This window comes from Miniimonas sp. S16 (genome assembly GCF_057748195.1).
Genome location: NZ_CM173242.1, coordinates 2,450,625 through 2,468,667, shown reverse-complemented (window position 1 = coordinate 2,468,667; position 18,043 = coordinate 2,450,625). Strand labels below are relative to the sequence as shown.

The window sequence follows — 18,043 nt, the reverse complement described above, 5'->3', positions numbered from 1 at the left end:
AGCGCGTCGACAGACGCCCGCATGGCGCACCCAGGAGACGAGATGCCCGACGGCGAGCTCGACCAGATCTTCCCGCGCGGGGACACGAACGACGCCTTTGCCGAGCACTTCACCGGCCAGAGCTATCTCGCCCCGCTGGTGGGCGGGAGCGTCCCGGTGAGCAGCGTGACGTTCGAGCCGGGCTGCCGCAACCACTGGCACGTGCACCACGGCACCGGGGGTGGCGGCGACCAGATCCTGCTGTGCACGGCGGGCAGCGGCTGGTACCAGGCCGAGGGCGAGGAGCCCGTCAGCCTGGAACCCGGATCCGTCGTCCGTGTGCCGGCCGGGACCAAGCACTGGCACGGCGCGAAGGCCGACTCGTGGTTCTCCCACGTCGCCTTCATCACGCCGGGCCAGGGCGTGAGCAACGAGTGGCTCGAGCCCGTCACCGACGCGGTGTACGGCGCGCTGACGACGAACGGAGAGCACGCATGACTGCCCTGACCGAGACCTACCCCCTCGCGAACGGCGTCCGGATCCCCACGCTGGGGCTGGGCACCTGGTTCATCGACGACGGCTCGGCCGCGGAAGCTGTGCGCCAGGCGATCGCGATCGGGTACCGCAACATCGACACCGCGCAGGCCTACGGCAACGAGCGCGGCGTCGGCGAGGGTGTGCGCACGTCCGGCGTCCCGCGGGAGGAGCTCTTCGTGTCCACGAAGCTCGCCGCCGAGATCAAGGACTACCCGGGCGCCACCGCCGCCATCGACGAGTCGCTGGCGAAGCTGGGCCTGGACTACGTGGACCTCATGCTCATCCACTCCCCGCAGCCGTGGAACGACTTCCGCTGTGGCGACTACGCGGAGGGCAACCTCGAGGCGTGGCGGGCGCTGGAGGAGGCGCACGCGGCGGGCAGGATCCGCGCGATCGGCGTGTCCAACTTCCTCCAGACGGACCTGGAGAACGTCCTCGAGCACGGAACGGTCGCCCCGCACGTGAACCAGATCCTGGTGCACGCCGGCAACACGCCCACCGAGCTCATCGACTACTGCCAGGCCCGGGACATCGTGGTCGAGGCGTACTCGCCCATCGCCCACGGCGAGATCGTCACGAACCCCGACGTCGCGGCGATCGCCGAGCGCTACGGCGTCAGCGTGCCGCAGCTGTGCATCCGGTACACCCTGCAGCTCGGGACGGTCTCGCTGCCCAAGACGGCGAACCCGGACCACATGCGCGCGAACGCCCAGGTCGACTTCGTGATCTCCGAGGACGACATGGACGCGCTGCGCGCCATGGCCGAGACGGACTACGGCGAGAACGCCGCGTTCCCCGTCTACTCCGGCAAGTGAGAGGGCACCACCATGGCTGAGAAGGTCACCGCCGGTCGGGACGCGCTCGGCCAGTTCGCGCCCACGTTCGCCGCGCTCAACGACGACGTCCTGTTCGGCCAGGTCTGGGCCCGCGAGGACGCCCTCTCACCGCGCCTGCGCAGCATCGTCACCGTGACGGCGCTGATGGCGAGCGGCGTGCTCGACTCCTCGCTCGAGCACCACATCGCCCGAGCGAAGGCGAACGGCGTCGCGGCCGAGGAGATGGCCGAGGTGCTCACGCACGCGGCGTTCTACGCCGGCTGGCCCAAGGCCTGGGCCGCGTTCCGGATCGCCAAGGAGGTCTACGCGGACTGACGACGCGGCGGCGCCGCCGCGTCGAGCCGACTAGATCAGCTCGACGCGGTCCGCCTGCGGTCCGCGGTCGCTCTGCCGGACCTCGTACCGGACGCGATCGTCCTCGTACAGCCGGTCCGTGCCGCGGACGACCGACACGTGCACGAACAGGTCGTCACCGCCCGCGTCGGGAACGATGAACCCGAAGCCGCGGTCCGCGTCGAAGCGTGCGACGACGCCCGTTCCGCCACGCACCGGCGCACCCGAGGACCGGGGCCCCGCGGAGCGGCCGCGGCCGGCCGTCGCGGGCGCGGACCTGCGGGCTCCGCCGCCCACCACGTCCACGTCGCGCGCCATCGGGCCGCGATCGCCGTCGACGACGGTGAAGGTCACGCGGTCGCCCTCGGCCGGTTCACGAACGCCCGAGCGCAGCGCCTTGACGTGCAGGAAGACGCCCTTGCCCCCGGCGTCCGGCTCGATGAACCCGAAGCCCTTGTCGGTGTCGAAGAACGTCACGGTGCCGTCGGCGCCGTCGGACGCGGCGGGCTGGGCCGCCTGCTCCCCGAGCGGCAGGAGGTGGTCCGCCTGCGGGCCCTTCTCGCCGTCGACCACGAGGAACGCGACACGCTGGCCCTCGCGGATCACCCCGCCCCCGACGATGGCGGAGCTGTGCGCGAAGATCTCGGCGCCGCCGCCGTCCGGGGTGACGAACCCGTAACCCTTGGTCGGCTCGTACCAGCTGACAGTGCCGAGCACGCCCAGGGCCGCGTCGGAGGCGACCTCACCCGTGACACGCACGCGGCGCGCCTGCGGACCGCGGTCACCCTCGCCGATCTCGAACTCCACCTCCTGGCCCTCGCGCAGCCCGCGGTGTGCGTCGTCCCCGACGATCTCGGAGGCGTGCACGAAGAGGTCTTCGGCGCCCTCCCCGAGGGCGAGAAAGCCGAAACCCCGATCGGCGTCGAACCAGCGGACTGTTCCCTGCGGCACCTGAACTCCTCGTCGAACGACTGTCGTTGCCCACCAGTGTCCCGCACCCCGGCCGTGGCGGACTCCACCCAGACGCTGACCTGCACATGTCTGCCCGCGGTGCTGCCGGCGGGCTGCCGCGCTTCTCGTTTGGACGTGCGTGAGGACGGCGGTTGAATCCTCCGGTGCCCCGCCCCCGGAACCCGATGGTGACGACCCTTCTCGGCCTGCGCGGGAACGGCCGCGCCTCGGTCTACACCGAGCCGATGTGGGGGCTCTCGATGCAGCTCGTGCTGCCCTACGCCTCGGTGTTCATGCTGGCGCTCGGCGTGCACGACGCCCAGATCGGGCTGCTGGCCACGATCTCGATGCTGTCGCAGGTCGTCCTCGGCCTTCTCAGCGGCGTGATCACCGACAAGCTCGGCCGCCGTGTGACGACCGCCGTGTTCGACATCGTCGCGTGGTGCGTGCCCTGTCTCGTCTGGGCGTTCGCGCAGAACTTCTGGTGGTTCCTCGTGGCCTCGGTGATCAACGGGGCGTGGCAGGTGACCCAGAACTCGTGGGACTGCCTGCTGGTGGAGGACGTGGACCGGGCCGAGATCCCCCGGGTGTACTCACTGATCAAGGTGGCCGCCGACTTCTCGGCGCTGTTCGCGCCGATCGCGGCCCTGCTGGTAGCGAACCTGGGCCTGGTGCCCGCGGTCCGGATCCTCTACCTCAACGCGTTCGTCATCATGTCGCTCAAGATCTGGCTGCTGTACCGCTTCACGACCGAGACGGCCACCGGGCTGGTCCGGATGGAGCAGACCCGCGGCGTCAGCATCTGGAGCTCGCTTCGAGGCTACCGACCGGTGCTCGGTCTCATCGTCCGGTCCCGGGGCACGATCTTCTCGCTGACGATCGCGGCCGTCGTGGCCGCGGTGGCCCTGATCAGCTCGACGTTCTGGCAAGTGGTGATCAGCCAGAGGCTCGGCGTTCCGGACGCCCTGCTGCCCTTCTTCCCGATGGTGCGCTCGCTGCTCTCGGTCCTCTTCCTCTTCACCGTGATATCGCGGATCACGCACTCGAGCAACCTCAAGGCGCCGACCCTGCTCGGATTCGCGGTCTACCTCGCCGGTCAGGTCCTGCTGGTGAGCATCCCCGCCACCGGAGAAGCGGCCGATGCGAGGACCTACCTCATGCTCGCCGGATGCCTCGTGCTCGACGCCTTTGGCGCAGGTGTGCTGTTCATGATCTCGGAGTCGCTCGTCGCGCTGCACGTCGACCGCCACGAGCGCTCTCGGGTGATGGCGGTCCAGCGCACCGCCGTCATGCTCGTGACCGCGCCGTTCGGTTGGATCAGCGGCTGGCTGTCAGCGATCGACCGCGTGTGGCCGTTCGTGCTGACCTCGGCCCTGCTGCTGCTCGGGCTCACCGTCGCGGCGCGGTTCTGGGTCACCACGCACGACGAGACGAGCGCGGCGACCTGAGCCGAGGTCCTCGGCGCTAGGCAGATGAGCGCCGTGCTGGGGCACTCCCACCCCGACATCGTCGCGACTGTGCGGCGCCAGGTCGGCGAGCTCGACCACCTGTTCTCCGGAATGCTGTCGCGGCCGGTCGTCGAGCTCGCGGAGCGGATCGTGGCGACGCTCCCCGACCCGCTGGGGAAGGTGCTGCTGCTGACCACGGGCGCGTAGTCCAACGAGGCCGCGATCCGGCTCGCGAAGCTCGTCACCGGCGGCCACGAGATCGTGTCGTTCGCGGCCTCCTGGCACGGCATGACGCAGGGCGCGGCCGCCGCGACGTACTCGAGCCGGCGCGCCAGCTACGGACCGGTCGAGCCGGGCAACCGTGCGATCCCGGGTCGTCCCGGACATCCTCACCCTGAGCAAGACCCTCGGCTCGGGCCTGCCGCTCGCCGCGGTCGTGACGACGGCCGAGATCGAGGAGCGCGCGCACGAGCGCGGCTTCCTCTTCTGCACCACCCACGTCTCCGACCCGCTGGTCGCGGCGGTCGGCCTGACCGTGCTCGACGTCGTGGCGCGCGACGACCTCGTGGACCGAGCCCGCGTCCTGGGCGAGCGCCTGCGGACGGGACTGCGCGAGATCGAGGCGCGGCACGCCGTCGTGGGCGACGTGAGCGGTCACGGGCTGCTGCAGGGCCTCGAGCTGGTGACCGACCGCGCCACCAAGGCGCTGACGGACGCGCTCGGCGCGGCCGTCACGCGCCGCTGCCTCGAGCTCGGCCTCCACATGAACGTGGTCCAGATCCCCGGCTGGGGCGGGACGTTCCGGATCGCGCCCCCGCTCACGGCGAGCGAGGCCGAGATCGACCTCGGGCTGGAGATGCTGGACCAGGCGATCGGCGAGGCGACCGGCGTCACAGCGTGAGCAGCACCTTGGTCGCGCGGCGCTCGTCCATCGCGCGGTAGCCCTCGGCCGCGTCCTCGATCGGGAGCGTGAGGTCGAAGACCGCGCCCGGGTCGATCTCGCGGTTCCAGATGAGCCGGATGAGCTCCGGCAGGAACCGGCGCACCGGCGCGGGTCCGCCGTGCAGGTGCACGCCCGAGTAGAACAGCTCGAGCCCGGGCAGCGCGACGTCGTGCGAGACCCCGACGTAGCCGACGTGACCGCCCGCGCGGGTGGCGTGGATGGCCTGCATCATCGACTCCTGGGTGCCGACCGCCTCGATGGTCGAGTGCGCCCCGAGCCCGCCGGTGAGCTCCCTGATCCGCTCCACCCCCGCGTCGCCGCGCTCCTCGACGATGTCGGTGGCGCCGAAGGAGCGCGCGAGCGCCTGGCGGTCGGCGTGCCGGGACATCGCGATGATGCGCTCGGCGCCGAGCTGCTTGGCGGCGAGCACGCCCATCAGCCCGACGGCGCCGTCACCCACCACCGCGACGGTCTTGCCCGGTCCGGCCTCGGCCGCTACGGCGGCGAACCAGCCGGTACCGAGCACGTCGGAGGCGGCCAGCAGCGAGGGGATCAGTTCCGGGTCGGGCACGCCGGGCGTCGCGACGAGCGTGCCGTCGGCGTTCGGGATCCGGGCGTAGTCGGCCTGGGCGCCGGGGTCGGCGCCGGGCCCGCGGTGGACGCAGTGCGTCTGGTAGCCGGCCTGGCAGATCTCGCAGGTGTTGTCGGAGGAGATGAACGTGCCGACGACGAAGTCGCCGACGGCGAGGGTCGTGACGGCGGAGCCGATCTCCGCCACGACACCCACGTACTCGTGGCCCATCGGCCGGTGGTCGACCGCGTCGGCTCCCCGGTAGGGCCACAGGTCGGACCCGCAGATGCAGGCCGCGGTGATCTTGAGGATCGCGTCGGTCGGCTCGACGATCCTCGGTCGCTCGGTCTCGTCGACCCGGACGTCGCCCGGGGCGACCATGACGACTGCGCGCATGGTGGTGATGCCTTTCGTTGGGGTACGGCCCTGTCGGGTACGGAACCAGACAACTCCGTCCCGGCGCCGCGTGGGAGGCCCTGTCGTGCGGTGTACTCGCAGTACACCCCACGCGGGGGACTCCCTCGCGGCGTCGGCGCGGCCTACGGTCGGCTGCATGGACAATCGGGCGGACGTACGCGAGTTCCTCATGTCGCGGCGCGCGAAGGTCACCCCCGAGGCGGCGGGCGTCATCGGCGCGGGCGACCCGAGCACGCGCCGCGTCCCGGGCCTGCGGCGCAGCGAGGTGGCCGCGCTCGCCGGGGTGAGCGTGGAGTACTACGCGAAGCTCGAGCGCGGCGCGATCGGCGGGGCGTCCGCGGCGGTGCTGGACGCCGTCGCACAGGCGCTGCAGCTCGACGACACCGAGCGCGCCCACCTGCTCGACCTCGCCCGCGCCGCCGACGGCATCCCGCCGTCGGGCCGCGCGCGTCGCCGCTCGACCCGCCCGGGAGCGCCCCGCTCGAGCCTGCAGTGGGCGCTGGCCGCGATCACCGACGGCGTGGCGTTCGTCCGCGACCAGCGCCAGGACCTGCTCGCGACCAACGCGCTGGGGCGCGCGTTCTACTCCCCCGTGATCGGCGACGGCGGACGCACCCCGAACCTCGCCCGGTTCCAGTTCCTCGACCCGGCCGCGCGCGACTTCTACCCCGACTGGGACCGGTTCGCGCAGATGTGCGTGGCGATCATGCGCGCCGAGGCCGGCCGGGACCCGCACGACAAGGGCCTGCAGGACCTCGTGGGCGAGCTGTCGACGCGCAGCGAGGTCTTCCGCCGCCTGTGGGGCGCGCACGACGTGCGCACCCACGGGTCGGGCACCAAGCGGTTCCACCACCCCGTCGTCGGCGAGCTCACGCTGGCGTACGAGGAGCTCGCGATCACCGCCGAGCCCGGCCAGGTGCTCATGGTCTACACGGCCAAGCCCGGCTCGCCGTCGGCCGAGCGGCTGCGACTGCTGGCGTCCTGGGGCGCCGAGCCGGCGACGTCCGCGAGCGTGGCGCAGGACCGGTGACGGACCTGCAGGAGTTCCTCGACCACGTCGCGCGCGGCGCCGTCATCACCGCCAGGTCCGAGCAGCACGCGTACCTGCACGGCGTGGCTCAGGCCGCGTTCCGGATCACGGCTGAGCTCAACACCGGCTACCACTCCCCCGAGCAGGTGCGCGCGCTGCTGACGCGACTGACCGGCCGCGCCGTCGACGAATCGGTGACGGTCTTCCCGCCGTTCCACTGCGAGTTCGGCCGCAACCTCACCTTCGGCCGGGACGTCTTCGTCAACATGGGCTGCCGGTTCCAGGACGCCGGCGGCATCACGATCGGCGACGGCACCCTGATCGGGCACGGCGCCACGATCGTGACGCTCGACCACGCCGTCGACCCCGCGCGCCGCGGCGACATGATCCCCGCGCCGGTCGTCATCGGCCGCCGGGTCTGGCTCGGCGCCTGCGTGACCGTCGTGCCCGGCGTGACGATCGGCGACGGCGCGATCGTCGGAGCCGGCGCGGTCGTGACGAAGGACGTACCCGCCGACACGATCGTGGCCGGCGTCCCCGCGCGGGTGCTGCGCGAGACCGGGTACCACTCCTGAGGACCGCGGAGGTCAGCGGCGCAGACGCGAGCGCGCCTCGCGGAGCGACGCTCGCCGTCGTGTGCCGCCTACGCCTCGGCGACCCGCACGCCCCCCTGCGCCGCGGCCATCGTCGCGGCCCACGACGCGAGCAGCGCGAGGCCGTCGGCCGAGGGGCTCCCGGGCGGGGCCGTGTAGACGTTGAGCTGCAGCCCGGGGTCGGCGGGCAGCACGAGCGCCTCGTAGTCGAGCTCGAGTACGCCGACGCCCGGGTGGTGGAACACCTTGGTCCCCGTGCGGTGGTAGCGCACGTCGTGCGAGGCCCACAGGCGGCGGAAGTCCTCGCTGCGGGTGGACAGCTCCCCGACCAGCTCGGTGAGGCGCTTGTCGTAGGGGTTGTGCCCGGCCTCGGCGCGCAGGATCGCGACGGCGTCGTGCGCGACGCGCTCGGACTTGGGTCCCCAGAACTGCCAGGCGCCCACCGGGTCGAGGAAGTGGAACCGCGCGCTGTTGACCGGCTTGCCCGGCACGTGGACGGGCGAGTCGTACAGCGGCGCGTAGAGCGCGCGGCCGAGCGCGTTGGTGTGCACGACGTCGAGCCGGCCGTTGCGTACGAACGCGGGCGCGTCGATCGCGTCGACGACGCGCGCCACCGCGGGACGCAGCACGGGCGCCGGCGCGCTGCGCGCCCGGGAGCGCGCAGCGCCGGAGGCGTTGGCCAGCCGCGCGAGGTCGAACAGGTGGCCGCGCTCGGCCTCGTCGAGCTGCAGCGCCTCGGCGAGGGACTCCAGGACCGCCTCGGACACCCCGCCGAGGTTCCCGCGCTCCATCCGCGTGTAGTAGTCGATGCTCACGCCCGCGAGCATCGCCACCTCCTCGCGGCGCAGCCCCGGCACGCGGCGGTTGCCGCCGTACGCCGCGAGGTTCGCCCGCTCGGGGGTGAGCCGCGCGCGACGGGTCGTGAGGAACTCGCGGGTCTCGGCTCTCAGGTCCACCCCGCGACGGTACGACGGCGCGGCCGCCCTGGGGAGGTACTGGCGCTACCCCGTGGGGCGGGCCGGCACCGGGGCGGGCGTGGGGGGTAGCACCAGGCCCTCCCGCGAGCGGCGCCACGTTCCTACCGTGGACGGCATGACGATCCCCACCCTCACCCTCAACAACGGCGTCACGCTCCCGGCCCTCGGGTACGGCGTGTTCCAGACCCCGCCCGACGAGACGGTCGCCGCGGTCCGCACGGCGCTCGAGGTCGGCTACCGCCACATCGACACCGCCGCCGCGTACGGCAACGAGCGTGAGGTCGGCCGCGCGATCCGCGAGTCCGACGTGCCGCGCGGGGACGTGTTCCTCGAGACCAAGGTCTGGGTGTCGGACTACGGCTACGACCAGACCCTGCACGCGTTCGAGAAGGCGACGGCGAAGCTCGGCGTCGAGCAGCTGGACCTGCTGATCCTGCACCAGCCCGCCCCCGACCGGTTCGACTCGACCGTCGCCGCCTACCGCGCCCTGGAGACGCTGCTCGCCGACGGCCGCGTCCGCGCGATCGGCGTCAGCAACTTCATGCCGCAGCAGCTCGAGGCGCTCCTGGAGCAGGTCGAGGTCGTCCCCGCGGTCAACCAGGTCGAGCTGCACCCCTACTTCACGCAGCCCGCCGTGCAGGCCGCCGACGCGCGCCACGGCGTGCTCACCCAGGCGTGGTCCCCCATCGGCGGGATCACGTTCTATCCCGGGTGGGGCGACGACACGCGGCGCAGCACCCTCGAGGACCCGACCATCGCCGAGATCGCTTCCGCCCACGACCGCACGCCCGCGCAGGTCATGCTGCGCTGGCACCTCCAGCAGGGCCGCTCCGCGATCCCGAAGTCGGTCACGCCGTCGCGCATCGCCGAGAACTTCGACGTCGCCGGCTTCGACCTCACCGACGCCGAGCTCGCCTCCATCGACGCCCTCGACACCGGGGTGCGCGGCGGCCCGGACCCCGAGGTCGCCCGGCCGGAGTTCTTCGCCCGCGCGATCCCCGAGGCGTGACGGTGGCCGAGCCGACGAGCACCTTCAGCCCCGCCGACCTCGCCGCGATCGACGGCGACGGCGAGCTCCACGTCGCCGCCCACCGCGCCGACGGCACCCTGCGCCCAGCCACGATCGTGTGGCACGTCGTCGTCGACGGCGCGCTCTTCGTCCGCTCCGTGCGCGGCGACGACGGCGCGTGGTACCGCGCGGTGCGCCGTGCCGGGACCGGCACCGTCGAGGCCGGCGGGGTGCGCGCCGTCGTGCGCTTCGTGCCCGACGGCGAGTACGAGGACGCGATCGACCGCGCCTATCGCGCTAAGTACGGCGGCGGCTCCGCCGTGCGTGCGATCACGAGCGCGACGGCACGCGGGACGACCCTGCGGGTCGAGCCGCTCAGCCGAGACGCAGCAGCTGCTCGAGGCTGAGCGGCGGGACGCCGGTGAGGCGCTCGACGTCGCCGCTGGGCCGTGCCATGACGTTCGAGGCGATCGCGGTGTAGGTGGAGACCCACGCGTCGACCTGCCAGTCGGGCGCACCGTAGGACGCGCGGGAGGCGTAGGCCTCCTCGATCGTCTCGTCGTGGAACGTCACGCTCGTCCCGCGCACCGCGCGGATGGTGGCGGCGACCTCCACGAGCGTGAGCGGCTCCGGGCCGGTGACGTCGTAGGTCGCACCGGCGTGCGCGGCCGGGTCGAGCAGCACCGCCGTGGCGACGCGGGCGACGTCCGCGCGGGCGACCGCCGCGACCCGTCCGGTGCCTGCGGGACCGCGGATGACGCCGTCGGGCCCGGCGAGCTGCTCCATGAAGTCGAGGTAGAGCGTGTCGCGCAGGAAGGTCCACGCCATCCCCGACGCACGCAGGTGCTCCTCGGTCGCGTGGTGGTCGCGGGCGAGGGTGAACGTGGCGTCGGGGGCAGCCCCGGCGAAGGAGGTGTAGACCACGTGCCGCACGCCCGCCTGCGCGGCGGCGTCGATCACCCGCGCGTGGTCGCGGACGCGAGTCGGGCTCTCGTGCGCGGACACGAGGAGCAGGACGTCGACGCCCGTCAGGGCCGCCCGGGATCGCTCGAGGTCGGCGTAGTCGACGGCGGCGACACCCTCGACGCTCGCCAGCTCGGGCACTCGCGGGCTCGAGGGATCGCGCACGAGCAGCCGCTGCCGGACGCCCGCGGCGTCGAGCCCGCGCGTGACGAGCCCGCCGATGTGGCCGGTCGCGCCGGTGACGCCCGTGACTCCTGGAGAAGCAGTGCTGCTCATGCCGTCATCCTGCCCCCGCCCCTCAGCCAGCGCTCGCGCGGGCCAGCACGAGCATCCGCTCCTCGATCGTCGCCGGCACCCGCTCGATCTCGGCCGCGAGCCCCGCGGCGTCCAGGACCGCCCGGACGGTCTCGGAGTCGGTGTCCGCGACGCGCACGGCGCGACTGTCCAGGATGACCGGCACCCGGGCGGCGTTGAGCGCCGCGAACGTGGCCGCCCAGTCGTCGGTGCGCACCGACAGCGCGCGGGTGTCCCCGATGACGTCGGCCTCGCTGCCCTGCGCCACGAGCTCGCCGTGGGACATCAGCAGGAGCCGGTCGCACTGCTGCGCCTCCTGCATGTAGTGCGTGGTCACGAGCACGCCGACGCTCGCGTCGGACTGCTCCCGGATCGTGTCCCACAGGCGGGCCCTGGCCAGGGCATCGACGCCCGAGGTCGGCTCGTCGAGCAGGAGGAGCTCGGGCCGGTGGCTGAGCGCGGCCAGGAACGCGGCCTGCCGCTGCGCGCCCAGCGGCATCGCCCCGACGAGCGTCGTCGCGTAGCCGGCGAGGTCGCCCGGGAGCACGGGCACCGGAGCGCCGTACGTGCCACTGATGAACTCGAGGTTCTCGGCGAGGGTGAGGTCGCGGTACAGGCCGAGGTTCTGTGGCAGGTACCCGACGCGACGGCGCCGCTCGCGGTTCGGTGGTCCGCCCAGCATCGTGACTCCTCCCTCGGTCGGGGGCAGCAGACCCAGGAGCATCCGCATGAGCGTCGTCTTGCCCGCGCCGTTGGCGCCGAGAAGTCCGACGACCTCGCCGTGGCCGACCTCGATGGAGACCCCCGATACGGCGGTGAACGCGCCGAACCGACGCGTCACCCGGTCGGCGCGCAGCGCGGTGGCGCGCACGGTGTCGGCGCGCAGCGCGACGCGCCCGTGTCGCCCGGTCAGCGCGTCGCGCCCGTGTCGCCCGGTCATCGAGCCACCCCCGCGAGCCGCCGCTCGAGCGAGAGCGCGATGACGATGTCCTCGAGGTCGGGGGCGACGACGTCGCTCCCGACCGGTGGCTCGCCGTCGGGCCAGAACTCGTGCCGCGCGTGCCCGCGCCGCCAGGACCACTCGGGTCGCACGGGGGTCGCGCCCGCGGTCACGGAGCGGGTGACCGCCCCGGCGAACGAGGCGCGCACGTCGTCGTAGGAGCCCTGGACGAGGACCTCGCCCGCGTCGAGCACCACGAGGTGCCCCGCGCGCTCCGCCTCGTCCAGGTACGTGGTCGACATGACAACCGCGGTACCGCTCGCTGCCTCCTCGGAGATCAGTCGCCACAGGTCGATGCGGCTCACCGGGTCGACGCCGGTGCTCGGCTCGTCGAGCACGACCAGGCGCGGGCGGTGCACGATCGCCATGAGGAAGCCGAGCTTGCGCCGCATGCCGCCGGACAGCTGCGACGCGAGGCGGTCCGACGCCGCCGTGAGGTCCGCGGCGGCGAGGAGCTCGGTGCGTCGCTGTTCGAGCGCAGCACCCGCGAGCCCGTAGGCGCCCGCGGCGAAGTCGAGGTTCTGCGCCACCGTCAGCGCCGCCCAGCTGCCCGAGGACGCGGGCAGGTACCCGAGGTCCGCCTTGCCGGGCGCGTCGACCGTGCCGCTGTCCGGCGCCACCTGGCGCACGAGCGTCCGCAGCAGGGTCGACTTGCCCGCGCCGTCGCCCCCGACGACGGCGATCACCGCTGCGTCCGGAACGTCCACGCTCACGTCACGCAACGCCGTCGTGCCGTCGAACGACACGCTCACGCCGCGCGCGCCGAAGGTCACGACGCCGTCCTCTCCCGGCGCTCGGGCGCGAGGTCGCGGCGGAACCGCAGCGTCGCGGCCGTGAAGATCGCCACCGCCATCACGGTGAGCACCACGAACGGCAGCCACAGCGAGTCGATCCCCGCGGCGCGGAGCATGACGCCCTGCGAGATCTTCGTGAAGTACGTGAGCGGTAGGAGGTAGCCGATCCAGCGCACGCCCGCCGCCATCGCCTCGAGCGGGAAGATCATCCCGGACAGCAGGATCTGCGGCATTAGGACGAAGAACGCGGTCTGGATCGCCTGACCCGCGGTCTGCGAGATCGTCGAGATGAACACCCCGATGCCGAGCACGACGAACAGGAAGATCGCCGCACCCAGGGCGAACGTGAGGACGTTCCCGTTGAACGGGACGTCGAACAGCAGCATGCCGAGCGCCGTGACGATCACCATGTCGATCGCCGCGAGCAGGAAGTACGGCGCGATCTTGCCGAGGATCACCGTGCCCGGCTTGATCGGCATCACGGCGAGCTGCTCGAGCGTGCCCGCCTCGCGCTCGCGGACGAGGCCGATGCTGGTCACGATCGTCCCGATGAACGTGAGGATGAGGCCGATGATCGCCGGAATCATCACCCACGCCGTCGTAAGGTCGGGGTTGTAGAGCACCTCGGGCGTGATCGCGCCTCCCGTCGCGTTGACCGCGGCCAGGATCGACTGCGCCGCGAAGAGGTTGGAGCCGTCGATGAGCGCGGTCGCGGTGCTCGAGGTTCCTCCTGCCGCGTCGCCGCCCGTGACGAGCGCGACGTCGACCACGTCGTCGCGCAGCATGTCCCGCGCGTCCTGCTCGGTCGCGGCGGTGTCGACGGTCTGGACCTCGAAGAGGTCGGGCAGCTGGGCGGCGACCTGCTCGGCCTGCGGCCCGACGACGGCCGCCGAGACGTGGTCGACGTAGAAGTTCGCGGCGTACCCGAACACCACCAGCAGGATCAGCGGCAGCCCGACCAGGAGCCCCACGGTGCGCCGGTCGCGGATGAGCTCCCGGAACTCCTTGACGATCATCGCCTTCACGCCGCGCGCCTCCGGTTCCGCGGTCCTGCGGTCCTGCGGTCCTCGTGGGGCGAGTCTTCCACTGCGCCGAGCGCTACGGTCGCCGTCATGCGAGACACGCACGACGGCGAGCCCACCCGGGCGCGCCGGCGCTGGTTCGCGCTGGGCGCGGTCGGCGCCACCACGGTGGCCGTCGTCTTCGCGACGGTCAGCGACGGCGTGGACGAGACCGCCGACGGCATCCGCGGCGTGCTCCTCGACCACGGCCACACCGCCGTCTGGGTGCTGCTCGCCGTCGCGCTCGCTGCGGCGGCGGCCGCGGGCCACTGGACCCGGGCCGCCGGGGGCGTCGCGACGGCCGCGCTCGTCCTCTACGTCGCGTTCCTGGCGGCGCTGCTCACCGCGGGCTGACGCCGCGCTACGCCCGCGCGGCGACCGCCGCCTGCTCGGCCGGCACCGACTCGTCCGACCCCGGGTCCCCCGTCGGCTGCCCCGTCCGCGAGCGCAGGCCCGAGATCACGAGGAGCACCGCGCCGAGCGCGGCCCAGCCCAGCAGGACGAGGATCGGCTGGGTGGTCGCGGCGCCGTCGAAGAACGCGACGTTGCGCAGCAGCGTCCCGGTGGCGCCGGGCGGCAGCAGCTGACCGATCGCGCCCCACGGCTGCGGCAGCATCTCCGGCGCGCTCGTGAGGCCCGACAGCGGGTTGCCGAGGAACACCACGAGCAGAGCCCCGACGGCGATGCCCGCCTTCCCGAGCAGGCTCTCCAGGCCGAGCACGGTCAGGCCTGTCGCGAGGATGCCCAGCACCGCCGCAGCCGCGGTGGCGGCGAAGTTCCCGCTCAGCGTGCCGAACCAGAACTCCAGGATCGCGGCCATCGCGACGCCCGCGACCACGGCGAACGTCCCCATAGCGGCGAGCCGGCGGCCGGTCCCGCGCACGAGCAGGGTGGTGGCGACACCGGCCATGAACCCCCCGAGCGCGATCGGCAGGGCGCCGGCGGACAGGCCGATCCCGCGCGGGTCGTCGACCGAGGTCGGCACGACGTCGGTCACGGTGGCCGTAACGCCCTGCTGGGTCGCCGCGGCGGTCCCGACCTGCGTGAGGAGCGGCGCGACGGTGGGGCTCGCCGCCGAGGCGACGTCGACGGTCAGCCCGTCGGCGGTCACGACGAACGCGCCGTAGACCTCGCGGTCGCGGATGAGCTGCAGCGCCGCGTCCTGGGACTCGGCGACCGTCACGTCGAACGCGCCGGGCTGGGCCCGCTCGAGGCCGGCGGTGAGCTGCTCGGCCACCGCGGGCGGAGCGACCACGGCGATCGGGAGGTCGCGCGGCGCGGTGTGGAGGGCCGGCAGGCCGAATGCGACGAGCATCGCGCTCACGACGAGCGCGAGGCCGACGGCGAGACCGAAGACGGGCCGCCAGCTCTCGTGCGTGGTGGCGTGCGTGGTGGCGGGCTCTGACATGGGACTCTCCAAAACCGAGAACTAGATACGGTACGTACCGTATCCTAGGGATCCGATACCGTCGAGACGCCCTCACCGGGCATGGAGCCAGCGGGAGGACGAGTGACCGCGCAACCCGGCCGACGACGGCGAGCGGACGAGCTGCGCGACGCGATCCGCGCCGCGGTGCTCGCCGAGCTCGACGAGCGCGGCTACCAGGGCCTCACGTTCGAGGGCGTGGCCCGGCGCGCGGGCACCAGCAAGCCCGTGCTGTACCGCCGCTACAGCAGCCGCGCCGAGATGACGATCGACGCCTTCCTGCCGTCCCGGATGGGCCGGCCGCCGGCCACGTCCACCGGTCCCCTGCGGTCCGACCTCATCGCGCTGCTCGACGGCCTGCTCGCTCGTGTCGGCCCCGACGGCGTCCGGATCTTCCGGGGGGTGATCGGCGAGGTCGAGGACGCGACCGTCGCCCGAGTGGCCGCGCAGGTCCTCGCGCAGTTCGCGGAGTGGCTCACCGACATCACCGACCGCGCGCGGGCCGCCGGCGAGCTCGGGCCCGGCACGATCCCTCCGCGCGTCAACGAGGCGATCGTCGCCCTCGTGCGCAACGAGATCCTCTTCGTCCACGGCGCAAGTCAGGAGCCCGACGTCGAGGGCCTCGTCGACGACGTGATCCTGCCCCTCCTGCGCACCACCACACGCGCGCCGGAAATCTCCTGGGGCCTACTGTCGGATTCGGCTGTCGAATTCGGGGCAGGCCGTTCGTCGTCAAGGTGAGCGGCCGTCCGAGTCGGCCGCCGGACAAGGAGCGATGCGATGACGCGGTACCTGATCTCGTTCGACGACGGCGCGATGGACCACATCCCCGACGGCGACTGGCCCGCCGTCGGCGAGGCGGCGCACGCCGTGACCCGCGAGGCGATCGACGCGGGCGTGTGGGTGTACGGCGGCGGCCTCGAGCGGCAGCGGGCGAGCATCGTCGCGACCGACGGCACCGTCACCGACGGGCCCTTCCCCGAGACCAAGGAGGTCGTCGGCGGGTTCTGCGTCGTCGACGTCCCCACCCGCGAGGATGCCCTCGCCTGGGCGGCGAGGACCGCTGCGGCCTGCCGCTGCGCGCAGCACGTGCGCGAGCTGATGACCGACCCCGAGACCGACGAGCTGCTGCGGCAGCACGCCACCGCCACCCATGCAACCGGCACACCGAAGGAGTCCTGACATGCCCCAGTACCTGCTGTCGGTCTACGGACCGGCCGAGCGCACCCCGTACGGCGCGTACGCGACGAAGGAGGCGATGCTCGAGGCGTTCGCCGACACCGGCGCGTTCAACGACCAGCTCGTGGCCGACGGCTACTTCGTCTACGCGAACGGCCTCGCGGAGGCCTCGACGGCGAGCGTCGTGGACGGCCAGGGCGACGAGCCGGTCGTGACCGACGGGCCCTACCTCGAGGCCAAGGAGCACCTCGGCGGCTTCTGGGTCATCGAGGCGCCCGACCTCGACGTCGCCCTCCGGCTCGCAGCCCAGGGCTCGAAGGCGTGCCGGGGCAAGGTCGAGGTCCGTCCGTTCCAGACGGCCGACGACTTCCAGGAGCACCTCGAGGGCTGAGCCCGACGTGACCCCGACCGCCGTCGACGACGCGCTCACCCGGGCCCTCCGCGAGGAGTGGGCCCGGGTGGTCGCGTCGCTCGCTCGACGGTTCCACGACCTCGACACCGCCGAGGACGCGGCCGCGGAGGCGTTCGCCGTCGCCGTCGAGCGCTGGCCGCACGACGGCGTGCCCGTCAACCCGGGCGCGTGGCTCACGACGACCGCGACCCGGAAGGCGATCGACCGCATCCGCCGGGAGGCCCGGCGGGAGGAGAAGTACGAGGAGGCGATCCGGTTGCGCGACGACGACCCGGCACCGCCGCGTGGCGCCGTCGAGGACGACCGGCTCCGGCTGATCTTCACGTGCTGCCACCCCGCCCTCTCCCCCGAGGCGCGGATCGGGCTCACGCTGCGCCTGGTGGGCGGGCTGACCGTCGCCGAGATCGCCCGCGCGTTCCTGGTCCAGGAGGCGACGATGGGCCAGCGCCTCACCCGCGCGAAGGCGAAGATCAAGGCGGCCGCGATCCCCTATCGCGTCCCTGCCGAGGCGGACCTGCCCGCCCGGATCGACGGCGTGCTCACCGTCCTCTTCCTCGTCTTCAACGAGGGCTACCTCGCGTCGGGCCCAAGCAGCGATCCCGTGCGCGCCGACCTCACGGGCGAGGCGATCCGTCTCGCCCGGCTCGTGCGCGACCTGTGCCCCACCGGCGAGACGACCGGTCTGCTCGCCCTCATGCTGCTCACCGAGGCGCGCCGTCCGGCGCGGGTCTCCGCCACCGGCGAGCTCGTCACCCTCGCCGAGCAGGACCGGGGCGCGTGGGACCGCGACCTGATCGCGGAGGGCCACGCCCTCGTCCGCGGGACGATCGCCGACGTCGCGGCCGGTGGCCCGCCGCCCGGGCGCTACCAGCTGCTCGCGGCGGTCAACGCGGTGCACACGTACGCCCGGGAGGCCGGCGAGACGGACTGGGCGCAGATCGCCACGCTGTACGACCGGCTGGTCCGCGTCGACCCCTCGCCCGTCGTCGCGCTCAACCGGGCCGTCGCCCTGGCCGAGGTCGTCGGACCGGAGGTGGCGCTCGCCGTCGTCGACGGGCTGCCGCTCGAGAGCTACCACGCGTTCCACGCGACGCGGGCGGAGCTGCTGCGCCGCCTAGGCCGCAGCGCACAGGCGCGCGAGGCCTACGACCGCGCGATCGCGCTGGCCGGCAACACGGCCGAGGCCGCGTACCTCGCGCGACGGCGCGCACAGCTGGGTCGTTGACAAGATCGGTCTTGTCGCCGACCGCGCCCGCCTGACGGCTGCGCCCTTGCGTCCACGGAGCGCAG

The 18,043-nt window shown here is 73.1% G+C and carries 23 protein-coding genes; 15 read left to right on the top strand and 8 right to left on the bottom strand.

Translation table 11 applies throughout. The features are described from left to right. Positions 1-21: 21 nt before the first annotated feature. From AC3AQ1_RS10755 to AC3AQ1_RS10745, 3 genes are read left to right on the top strand one after another with little or no spacing between them, the layout of a single operon-like run. Complete coding sequence (locus AC3AQ1_RS10755; protein ID WP_234417474.1) at positions 22-477, top strand: cupin domain-containing protein; 456 nt, start codon at positions 22-24, stop codon at positions 475-477. Then, a complete protein-coding gene (locus AC3AQ1_RS10750) occupies positions 474-1,331 on the top strand; it encodes an aldo/keto reductase (RefSeq protein ID WP_108718968.1) in 858 nt (285 codons plus the stop codon). Before AC3AQ1_RS10755 ends, AC3AQ1_RS10750 begins: the two co-directional genes overlap by 4 nt. Positions 1,332-1,343: 12 nt before the next feature. Continuing rightward, positions 1,344-1,667 (top strand): carboxymuconolactone decarboxylase family protein, encoded by a 324-nt coding sequence (locus tag AC3AQ1_RS10745; protein WP_108718967.1) that lies wholly within the window; start codon positions 1,344-1,346, stop codon positions 1,665-1,667. A 30-nt stretch (positions 1,668-1,697) separates the two neighbouring features. On the opposite strand, the gene AC3AQ1_RS10740 is transcribed toward AC3AQ1_RS10745, so the two are convergent. After that, a complete protein-coding gene (locus AC3AQ1_RS10740; protein WP_108718966.1) occupies positions 1,698-2,636 on the bottom strand; it encodes a cold-shock protein in 939 nt (312 codons plus the stop codon). A 164-nt stretch (positions 2,637-2,800) separates the two neighbouring features. On the opposite strand from AC3AQ1_RS10740, the gene AC3AQ1_RS10735 reads away from it, so the two are divergent. The 3 genes from AC3AQ1_RS10735 to AC3AQ1_RS10725 all read left to right on the top strand — a co-directional run bounded on the left by AC3AQ1_RS10735 (position 2,801) and on the right by AC3AQ1_RS10725 (position 4,985). Then, complete coding sequence (locus AC3AQ1_RS10735; RefSeq protein WP_108718965.1) at positions 2,801-4,084, top strand: MFS transporter; 1,284 nt, start codon at positions 2,801-2,803, stop codon at positions 4,082-4,084. 24 nt (positions 4,085-4,108) lie between these two features. Next, positions 4,109-4,291 carry a hypothetical protein gene (locus AC3AQ1_RS10730; protein ID WP_234417473.1) on the top strand — a complete coding sequence of 61 codons (183 nt, stop codon included), beginning with the start codon at positions 4,109-4,111 and terminating at the stop codon, positions 4,289-4,291. 154 nt (positions 4,292-4,445) lie between these two features. Then, the gene (locus AC3AQ1_RS10725; protein WP_234417472.1) at positions 4,446-4,985 is read left to right on the top strand and encodes an aminotransferase class III-fold pyridoxal phosphate-dependent enzyme; all 540 of its coding nucleotides are present in this window, start codon (positions 4,446-4,448) and stop codon (positions 4,983-4,985) included. Here AC3AQ1_RS10725 and AC3AQ1_RS10720 read toward each other — a convergent pair. Beyond that, a complete protein-coding gene (locus tag AC3AQ1_RS10720; protein WP_108718964.1) occupies positions 4,975-5,994 on the bottom strand; it encodes a zinc-dependent alcohol dehydrogenase family protein in 1,020 nt (339 codons plus the stop codon). The two genes, AC3AQ1_RS10725 and AC3AQ1_RS10720, sit on opposite strands and share 11 nt — an antisense overlap. A gap of 157 nt (positions 5,995-6,151) precedes the next feature. On the opposite strand from AC3AQ1_RS10720, the gene AC3AQ1_RS10715 reads away from it, so the two are divergent. Both AC3AQ1_RS10715 and AC3AQ1_RS10710 read left to right on the top strand, forming a co-directional pair. Next, positions 6,152-7,045, top strand: coding sequence for a helix-turn-helix transcriptional regulator (locus AC3AQ1_RS10715; protein WP_108718963.1), 894 nt, complete (start codon positions 6,152-6,154; stop codon positions 7,043-7,045). Beyond that, positions 7,042-7,620 (top strand): sugar O-acetyltransferase, encoded by a 579-nt coding sequence (locus AC3AQ1_RS10710; RefSeq protein ID WP_108718962.1) that lies wholly within the window; start codon positions 7,042-7,044, stop codon positions 7,618-7,620. The genes AC3AQ1_RS10715 and AC3AQ1_RS10710 overlap by 4 nt, the downstream gene beginning before the upstream one ends. Before the next feature lie 68 nt (positions 7,621-7,688). Here the strand turns inward: AC3AQ1_RS10710 and AC3AQ1_RS10705 are convergent, their stop codons facing one another. Beyond that, positions 7,689-8,594, bottom strand: a complete 906-nt coding sequence (locus AC3AQ1_RS10705; RefSeq protein WP_108718961.1) for a helix-turn-helix transcriptional regulator — start codon at positions 8,592-8,594, stop codon at positions 7,689-7,691. A 136-nt stretch (positions 8,595-8,730) separates the two neighbouring features. Here AC3AQ1_RS10705 and AC3AQ1_RS10700 point away from each other — a divergent pair, with 136 nt between their 5' ends. Continuing rightward, positions 8,731-9,624, top strand: coding sequence for an aldo/keto reductase (locus AC3AQ1_RS10700; RefSeq protein ID WP_108720155.1), 894 nt, complete (start codon positions 8,731-8,733; stop codon positions 9,622-9,624). A gap of 2 nt (positions 9,625-9,626) precedes the next feature. Further along, positions 9,627-10,031 carry a DUF2255 family protein gene (locus AC3AQ1_RS10695; protein WP_159096514.1) on the top strand — a complete coding sequence of 135 codons (405 nt, stop codon included), beginning with the start codon at positions 9,627-9,629 and terminating at the stop codon, positions 10,029-10,031. Here the strand turns inward: AC3AQ1_RS10695 and AC3AQ1_RS10690 are convergent. The 4 genes from AC3AQ1_RS10690 to AC3AQ1_RS10675 are packed head-to-tail and all read right to left on the bottom strand — an operon-like array spanning position 10,000 to position 13,691. Next, entirely contained in the window at positions 10,000-10,863 is an 864-nt protein-coding gene (locus AC3AQ1_RS10690; protein WP_108718959.1) for an SDR family oxidoreductase, read from the bottom strand. The two genes, AC3AQ1_RS10695 and AC3AQ1_RS10690, sit on opposite strands and share 32 nt — an antisense overlap. 22 nt (positions 10,864-10,885) lie before the next feature. Next, positions 10,886-11,821, bottom strand: coding sequence for an ABC transporter ATP-binding protein (locus AC3AQ1_RS10685; protein WP_108718958.1), 936 nt, complete (start codon positions 11,819-11,821; stop codon positions 10,886-10,888). Further along, positions 11,818-12,654 (bottom strand): ABC transporter ATP-binding protein, encoded by an 837-nt coding sequence (locus tag AC3AQ1_RS10680; RefSeq protein ID WP_108718957.1) that lies wholly within the window; start codon positions 12,652-12,654, stop codon positions 11,818-11,820. The genes AC3AQ1_RS10685 and AC3AQ1_RS10680 overlap by 4 nt, the downstream gene beginning before the upstream one ends. After that, on the bottom strand, positions 12,651-13,691 hold the full coding sequence (locus AC3AQ1_RS10675; protein WP_234417953.1) for an ABC transporter permease: 1,041 nt from the start codon (positions 13,689-13,691) through the stop codon (positions 12,651-12,653). Before AC3AQ1_RS10675 ends, AC3AQ1_RS10680 begins: the two co-directional genes overlap by 4 nt. 96 nt (positions 13,692-13,787) lie before the next feature. On the opposite strand from AC3AQ1_RS10675, the gene AC3AQ1_RS10670 reads away from it, so the two are divergent. Next, positions 13,788-14,090, top strand: a complete 303-nt coding sequence (locus tag AC3AQ1_RS10670; RefSeq protein ID WP_108718955.1) for a hypothetical protein — start codon at positions 13,788-13,790, stop codon at positions 14,088-14,090. 7 nt (positions 14,091-14,097) lie between these two features. Here AC3AQ1_RS10670 and AC3AQ1_RS10665 read toward each other — a convergent pair whose 3' ends face one another. Beyond that, complete coding sequence (locus AC3AQ1_RS10665) at positions 14,098-15,144, bottom strand: ABC transporter permease (protein WP_199916463.1); 1,047 nt, start codon at positions 15,142-15,144, stop codon at positions 14,098-14,100. Positions 15,145-15,246: 102 nt separating this feature from the next. On the opposite strand from AC3AQ1_RS10665, the gene AC3AQ1_RS10660 reads away from it, so the two are divergent. The 4 genes from AC3AQ1_RS10660 to AC3AQ1_RS10645 are packed head-to-tail and all read left to right on the top strand — an operon-like array spanning position 15,247 to position 17,978. Further along, positions 15,247-15,903, top strand: coding sequence for a TetR/AcrR family transcriptional regulator (locus tag AC3AQ1_RS10660; RefSeq protein ID WP_159096513.1), 657 nt, complete (start codon positions 15,247-15,249; stop codon positions 15,901-15,903). 39 nt (positions 15,904-15,942) lie between these two features. Beyond that, entirely contained in the window at positions 15,943-16,344 is a 402-nt protein-coding gene (locus AC3AQ1_RS10655; protein ID WP_108718953.1) for a YciI family protein, read from the top strand. Between the two features lies 1 nt (position 16,345). Next, the gene (locus AC3AQ1_RS10650; protein ID WP_108718952.1) at positions 16,346-16,732 is read left to right on the top strand and encodes a YciI family protein; all 387 of its coding nucleotides are present in this window, start codon (positions 16,346-16,348) and stop codon (positions 16,730-16,732) included. Positions 16,733-16,739: 7 nt separating this feature from the next. Beyond that, entirely contained in the window at positions 16,740-17,978 is a 1,239-nt protein-coding gene (locus tag AC3AQ1_RS10645) for an RNA polymerase sigma factor (RefSeq protein ID WP_108718951.1), read from the top strand. Positions 17,979-18,043 lie beyond the last annotated feature (65 nt).